Below are 6707 nucleotides of genomic sequence, written 5' to 3' on the forward strand. Positions count from 1 at the left end.
CCGCGCATGAAGGACAATCAGGCACCGCCGAACTACTCGGCGACGATCGGCGGCGCGGGCGACTGGATCATCTCGAAGCCGTTCGGTTCAGAAATGGTGGTGCTGCTGATTACGCCGGTGCAGCTATTCGACAAGCCGCGCCAGGAAAGCGAGGCGCGCGCCGATTATCTGCGCGCGCTCGAGGCGCGGCTCACGCAGATTGGCGGCAAGTATGGGCAGGATCATATCGCCGCCGACTTCGCGCCGATCACGACGCGGCCGCGCTCGCCGTGAGCATCGCGCGCTGCGCGGGAAGCGTTCAAGCGTCAGCCGGTGAGTGAAGCGATGGCACGGCGCCGACCGCAGGCGCAACTACAGGCCATCGATTCGCGGTACGACCCGCAGCCTCAGTGCAGGTCCTTCACGACGCGAAAGCCGTCTTGCGATTGACGTACACCTGAACTGTATTTGAAGCGCGTCGCGCTGAGCATATAGTTGCCGCCTTCACGCCATGAGCCGCCGCGTATCACGCGCATCTCGCATCCGGGGCTGTCCCATGCGTGCCCGTCGGTGGGCGCGCCCTGGTAAGAGTTGTGCCAGCAGTCGGCGGTCCATTCCCAGACGCTACCGTTCATATCGTGCAAGCCGAGTGGATTCGGCGTGAACGACCCGACGCTTTCCGGACCTTCCTTGTGCCACGGGTCACCGCAATCCTTGCAATTCGCAGTGCCTTTGCGCATCTTTTCGCCCCACCAGTACGCGGTGGTGGTGCCTCCGCGATCCGCGTATTCCCATTCGGCTTCGGTCGGTAGACGATATGGCTTGCCCGTGGTGGTGGCGAGCCATTTAACGTATTGCTGCGCGTCGTCCCAACTGAGGTCGCGTGCCGGCGCGCTCTTGTTGCTATTGCTTTCGGGCGTGAGCTTTGCGCATGCATTGGCCGCCACGCACGCATTCCATTGCTCGACCGTCACCGGATATTTGCCGATCGCGAACGGCGTGCCGATGCTCACGCGATGGACCGGCTTTTCGGACGGGTCGTCGGTATTGCTGCCCATTGCGAACGAGCCAGCCGGTACCGCGATCATGATCGGACAGGCCGCGCAGTCGCGAATTTCCCCGGCACTGGGCGGATGCGCGACGGTCTTTTGCGCGAGCGGCGCGGCGGCCGCGGCGGCCGTGGCGCCTGACGCCGGCGCTGGCGCTGGCGTAGCGGGAGCCGGGGATGCGCGCGCGGGGACTTGGCTTGGCGCATTCGTCTGCGCGCTCGGGTGCGCAACTTGTGACGCGGCTGGCGTGGCAGGCGTGACGTGGCCGCTTTGCACCGTGGGTGCAACCGGTGGTGCACCGACTGCCGGCCCCGAGGCCGCCGTCGCGCGCAACCGATCGATACGTGCGTGCGCGAGCGTGGCGAAGCGGCCATTCGGGTAAGCCTTCAGATAAGCCTCGTAATCGCCCGGGTAATTGCTGTCCTTGATCGAATTCCAGAACGTGATTTCGTATTGCTCGGTACTGTCCTTCGGCAGAATCCCGCGGCTGCGCAGCGTGATCGAATGGCCGGGTGTCGTCGGAGACGCCGCACCGGTTTCATCTGCCAGAGCGGAAGAAGAAAGAGCGGCGGCAAGCCACGGTCGTTGCGCGCCCCCGGTCAGATCGCGAACCTCGGCGGCGACGCGGCGAAACAGCACTGCGGGCGGCAGTTGCGGTGTGTCGCGCAGTGCGCGCAGCAGTACATCGGTGTAGACGCCATGACGTGCGCCGTCCGCCGCGAAGCTACCAGGTGCGGTTGCATAGGCAATCACCGTATTCGCAGCTAACGTTGAAGTACCGATTCTCGTCCCATCGGATGTAAATGGATCGTTCAGACAGGTATCGAGAATCAGGAGATTGGGGCCATCCGCGTGAGCGGATTGCATCGCGCGCAGTACCGTGTTCAGGTCGACGCCGCTATTGATCAGTGCGGCCGGTGAGCGTGCCTCGGCCTGAAGATCGACCGTCGCCGGAATCAACAGTGTTTGCTGGCCGATCTGCAGTCCGTGTCCGGCGAAATAGAAAAGCGCGGTTTCGCTCCCGTCCCGTTGCGGGCCGGCGTGCAGACGCTGCTGGAACTCGTCGATTGCTTCGCGCATTTGCGCCGGCGTCGCATTCGTGCGGGCAATGACTTCGAAACCGCGAGCGAGCAGCGTGTCGCGCATTGCATCGGCATCGCGCGGCGCATTGTTTCGAAGCGGGCTGTTGGCATTGCCGTATTCGCCATTGCCAATCACGAGTGCAATGCGCCGATGACGCCCATCGTGTTGCACTGGCGCGAACGGCGATAGCAGCGAGGCGGGCTTTGGAGTCACGGCCGGCGCGGTACTCGCCAAAGTACTGACGGCCGGGTCGATGCTTTCAGGTTGCGTTGCGGCACCGGCGCTGGCCCACTGCGCCTCGATCGCGCCAGCCATGCACACCAGCAGGAATCTTCGCCACATCTTCATATCCTGTTTGTACCGGACAGAATTCAGGCATTCGAGCACTGCGCGGACCGCGGTATTCGCTGAATACCGCAGAACGGGTATCGATGCCGCATTGGTGATCCATCCGCATCCTGTCAATAACGATAGCACGCGCTTTGCGTGATAACGGGCCGTGAGCCGTCGATGCGTTATACGGTTAACGAGCATTGCGTATCTTTTTGGCAAGTTACGTCCTAAGCTGATTCACAAAGTCACCTCACACGGTCGTTTTAACAAGGCGGCGGTCCGCTCATTCGAGTCCGCGACACGCCGTTCGAACACCCGGAAGCACATTCGTAGCCGGGCCAGCCATGCCTCCTCTTCGGAGAGTGCGCTATGCGACGAAGAACCCGTGTTGCCCTTTTCCTCAGCAGACTGCATTCGGCGCGAGCGCACCTGGGTGCGTTGCGCACGGTTTTCTGCGCGATGCTCGTCGCGATATTGGCGAGCATCGCGCCGGGGGGCACCGCGCGGGCGGAACAAACGCCGTCGCCGCCCGGCGCCGAGGAGTACATCATCTGGCCGCCCGACGGCGCGGTGATCCACGGCGGCAAGCTGTGGGTGCGCATGGGTCTGCGCAATATGGGCGTGTGTCCGAAGGGCGTCGCGATTCCGAATACCGGTCACCATCATCTTCTGATCGACACCGACCTGCCGGCACTCGATCAGGAGATTCCGTCCGATCGCCAGCATCTGCATTTCGGCGCGGGCGAAACCGATGCGCGCATCGAGTTGCCACCCGGCAAGCACACGCTGCAACTGGTTCTTGGCGACCATAATCACGTGCCGCAAGTGCCGCCGGTATATTCGAAGAAGATCACCATCACCGTGCTCAAGGACTAGCGCATCGGTCCGCGCGGGTCAGCCGGAACGGAGAGACCACATGTACAAGATCATTGCGGCCACGGTGCTGAGCGCTTGCGCGGCATTGGCGGGATGGGCGATGCCGGAAACGTCGTTGGCCGGCACCACACCTGCGCCGCCGGGTGCCTATGCCTATATCGGTTACCCGAACGATGGCCAGGTCGTGCCCGCCAATAAGCCTTTTCGCGTATGGTTCGGGCTGCGTTTCATGGGCGTCGCGCCGAAAGGCGTGAAATACCCGAATACCGGCCACCATCATCTTCTGATCGACACCGATCTGCCGCCGATGGACCAGGAGATTCCATCGGATCGCCAGCATCTGCATTTCGGCGCGGGCGAAACGGAAACGATGATCCAATTGCCGCCGGGCAAGCATACGTTGCAGTTGCTGATGGGCGACGCGATGCATGTCCCGCACAACCCACCGGTTTACTCGAAGAAGATCACCGTGATCGCGCGCTGAATGCGCGCGAAAAGTACTGTCACGATGCAGCCGACAATTCGGTATTCGCTGTTGGCTGTGATCCACCATCCGCGCCTTGGCATTCCGCAGTGATCGACGCATCCGCGGCGATCGCTATTCGCGCGGTTCCTTGGCAGTAAAGGCATCCACGCGATTGACCGAGACAGACAGCACGCCTGGCATAGGCCATGCATCAGTAGCGTCCGAGCAGACAAGTTGCTCGAATCCCAACGCAGCCCGATGCGCTTCCCCCTACCAGGAGACTCACCATGAACACGCTGATGATCAAAGACCTGTCCAACACCGCGGAACTCGACGGCAAGGCAATGAGCGCCGTGCGCGGCGGTAACGGCTTTTACTATCCGATGTCGTCGTTGCATTACAGCTTCGCGCCCGTGTATGCGCCGAACAACAGCAAGACCGTCGACGCGACGCAGTTGATCAGCACGACGATGAACATTCAAAGCGCGAACGGCAACGACTCGGCGCTCGTTGCAGGCACTAAGACCACGATCGCTCCGCACGTGGAGTCGAGCAACAACATCTCCGTGTACTGAGCACCGGGCGCACGCGCGGATCGACCGTCCGCGCGTGCGAAGCCCGCCTTAGTGACTGCAAAAGATCACCTGTTCAATCGTCTTTTTCACGCACCTTCGCGCTTTCGCCCGCTTATCGGCTGATCCCCGTGCCGGCTGTTCCGCAGCTTCGCCAGCGAAGCCGCGTGGCGGAGGCTTGGCCCGATACAGCATTCTTCAGCGGAGCGGCCGGGCGCCACCGGAGACCGTCGTGTCAGCGTTGCCCGTTTCATCGCTCGCTTCATCGCTCGACTCGTTGCCTGATTTGTCGCCGGCGCCGGCCCCGGCGCCTGTCGCGTCGCTCGCTTCGCCGAATCGCCCGGGCATTGTCCACGCGCTCTCGGCGTCGCGTCGCGTGAGTCGCGCGCTGCGCGGCGTTTACGTGGCGGCCGCCTGCGCGTTTTCGCTGTGCGCGTGTGTCGATGTCAGCATGCCGGTCTACCAGCGTCCGGACACACCGGCGAAGACGTCCTGGTCGGATCACAAGGGCGCGCCGGTGTCGGCCGCCGAAACGATCCAGCCGGACTGGTGGAAAGGCTTCCAGGACCCGTATCTGGACACGCTGATCGACAAGGCGATTGCGGGAAACTTCGATATCCGGGTACTAGCCGCGCGCATCGACGTCGCGCACACGCAGATCACCGAAGCGAAAGCGGGCGCGCTGCCGACCATGGATCTCGGCGCCGGCGCTGACTTCGAAAAGACCACCGGCCAGACCTTCTCGAGAACGTATAACCTGGGGGCCCAGGTGAACTGGGACATCGACATCTGGGGAAAAGTCGAAAAAGGCGTGCAGGCGCAAAAGGCGGAATTCCACGCGAGCGAGGCCGATTGGCGCGCGGGATATCTCGAACTGGTCGCGAACGTGTCCAGTACCTATTTTCAAATCCTGCAATTCGACGATCAGATCGTGCAGCAGCAAAAGACACTCGGCACGAACCAGCAGATTCTCACGATCTACGAAGGCCAGGCCCGCAACGGTCTGGTGCCGCAAACGCAGGTGTTGCGCCAGCAGGCGGAAATCAACCGCCTGACGCATGATCTTTACGAGTTGCGCCGCTCGCGCGCGATCGCCAATAACGCGCTGTGCACGCTGCTCGGCGTGCCGGCCGGCGAATTCCAGCTGCCGCAAGGGCACCTGCAAGAGCGCGTGAAACTGCCGGACGTGCCGGACGGCTTGCCCGCCCAATTGCTCGCGCGGCGCCCCGATGTCGTCGCCGCTGAATTCCGCGTGCTGGAAGCCTATGACCTCGTCGGTCAGGCGAAGCTCGCGCAATTGCCGACCATTGGCCTGACCGCGCACGGTGGCACGGCGAGTACGGCGCTCAATAATCTGCTGAAATCGTTCACGTTCGGCTTGATGCCCAGCATCAATATTCCGCTGCTCGATCCGGGCACGCGCGCGCATGTGAAAGTGACTCAGGCCCAATCGAGCGTCGCCGACCAGCAATATCGCGTTGCCGTAATGGGTGCGTTCGAAGAAGTGGAGAACGCGTTGGTCAATCTGAGCTCGCACAAGGCGGAACGCGAGCAATTGCAGCAACAGGTGTCGCGTTTGCGAATCGTCGCCGACCAGATCCAGTCGCAATTGCGTCTTGGCGTGGTGTCGCAACTCGAAGTCTTCGAAACCGAACGTACGTTGCTCGAGGCGCAGCAAACGCTGCTTCAGAACCATCAGCAGATCCTGACGGACACCGTACTGCTATATAAGGCGCTGGGCGGCGGGTGGCCGAGCGTCGACGTGCAGGCTCAGGTCAAGAACAAGTAACGAAGTATTGAGCTAATCGGCAAGCTGGCGCGCAGCGCGGGTATTTCGGCCGATATGACGCGCCGATAGGGTGATGAACACACAATATGGAAATTGACACTCGTGATGCGTGACTTACAATCGTTTAAAGGTCAGCGTTCGCGCGGCTCTTCAATACAACTTCGTTGCGCCGTCGTTTCTCGTCCCGCTTCCGCCGCATTCTCGCCGCGGATTAACGCTTCGTGTTCCAGATAAAATGGCCGCCGGCGAAGCTTCGATTGCTGAAATGCGCGCGACAGTAGACGCTGCCTTCGACGTGGTGCTGTCGCCGGTTGCGTGCGCGCAACGTCCGGCACTCGACACCATTCGCATCGTCGACAATCTTTTCGCCATCGGCCGCAGCGAAGCGCCGTTCAACGACTACCCGCCGCAGTGGACCGCGCGACTGTCGCGCCGGCACGCGCGGGTTTTTACCGAGCACGGCGCGGTTTACGTGGCCGATCTTGGCAGCAAAAACGGCACGACCGTCAATGGCGTCGCAGTACGCCAAATCCCCGCGCGAGTGCGTGCGGGCGACGAAC

General features: G+C 62.2%; 6 protein-coding genes and 1 pseudogene. 6 read left to right on the plus strand and 1 reads right to left on the minus strand.

Translation table 11 applies throughout. The features are described 5' to 3' along the window. Window positions 1-273: pseudogene (locus VGH68_RS09665) on the plus strand (protein kinase); the annotation flags it as partial. A gap of 113 nt (window positions 274-386) precedes the next feature. Here VGH68_RS09665 and VGH68_RS09670 read toward each other — a convergent pair. Then, entirely contained in the window at window positions 387-2453 is a 2067-nt protein-coding gene (locus VGH68_RS09670; protein WP_331603370.1) for an SUMF1/EgtB/PvdO family nonheme iron enzyme, read from the minus strand. A gap of 360 nt (window positions 2454-2813) precedes the next feature. On the opposite strand from VGH68_RS09670, the gene VGH68_RS09675 reads away from it, so the two are divergent. The 5 genes from VGH68_RS09675 to VGH68_RS09695 form a co-directional block, all read left to right on the plus strand. Then, window positions 2814-3320: a DUF4399 domain-containing protein gene (locus VGH68_RS09675; protein ID WP_331603371.1), complete on the plus strand. Its 507-nt coding sequence runs from the start codon at window positions 2814-2816 to the stop codon at window positions 3318-3320. Between the two features lie 40 nt (window positions 3321-3360). Further along, on the plus strand, window positions 3361-3804 hold the full coding sequence (locus VGH68_RS09680; RefSeq protein ID WP_331603372.1) for a DUF4399 domain-containing protein: 444 nt from the start codon (window positions 3361-3363) through the stop codon (window positions 3802-3804). A 269-nt stretch (window positions 3805-4073) separates the two neighbouring features. Next, the gene (locus VGH68_RS09685) at window positions 4074-4361 is read left to right on the plus strand and encodes a hypothetical protein (RefSeq protein ID WP_331603373.1); all 288 of its coding nucleotides are present in this window, start codon (window positions 4074-4076) and stop codon (window positions 4359-4361) included. 373 nt (window positions 4362-4734) lie between these two features. Next, the gene (locus VGH68_RS09690) at window positions 4735-6147 is read left to right on the plus strand and encodes an efflux transporter outer membrane subunit (RefSeq protein ID WP_331603374.1); all 1413 of its coding nucleotides are present in this window, start codon (window positions 4735-4737) and stop codon (window positions 6145-6147) included. 235 nt (window positions 6148-6382) lie between these two features. Next, the coding region (locus VGH68_RS09695) for an FHA domain-containing protein (protein ID WP_331603375.1) at window positions 6383-6707 on the plus strand (325 nt) is incomplete at its 3' end.

It is taken from the genome of Paraburkholderia sp. (genome assembly GCF_036488505.1).
Taxonomy (GTDB): Bacteria; Pseudomonadota; Gammaproteobacteria; order Burkholderiales; family Burkholderiaceae; genus Paraburkholderia.

What these genes read in the sequence shown, in the direction of transcription:
- VGH68_RS09670 (WP_331603370.1), bottom strand. Translation starts at nt 2,453, where the DNA reads ATGTGGCGAAGATTCCTGCTGGTGTGCATGGCTGGCGCGATCGAGGCG.
- VGH68_RS09675 (WP_331603371.1), top strand. Translation starts at nt 2,814, where the DNA reads ATGCGACGAAGAACCCGTGTTGCCCTTTTCCTCAGCAGACTGCATTCG.
- VGH68_RS09680 (WP_331603372.1), top strand. Translation starts at nt 3,361, where the DNA reads ATGTACAAGATCATTGCGGCCACGGTGCTGAGCGCTTGCGCGGCATTG.
- VGH68_RS09685 (WP_331603373.1), top strand. Translation starts at nt 4,074, where the DNA reads ATGAACACGCTGATGATCAAAGACCTGTCCAACACCGCGGAACTCGAC.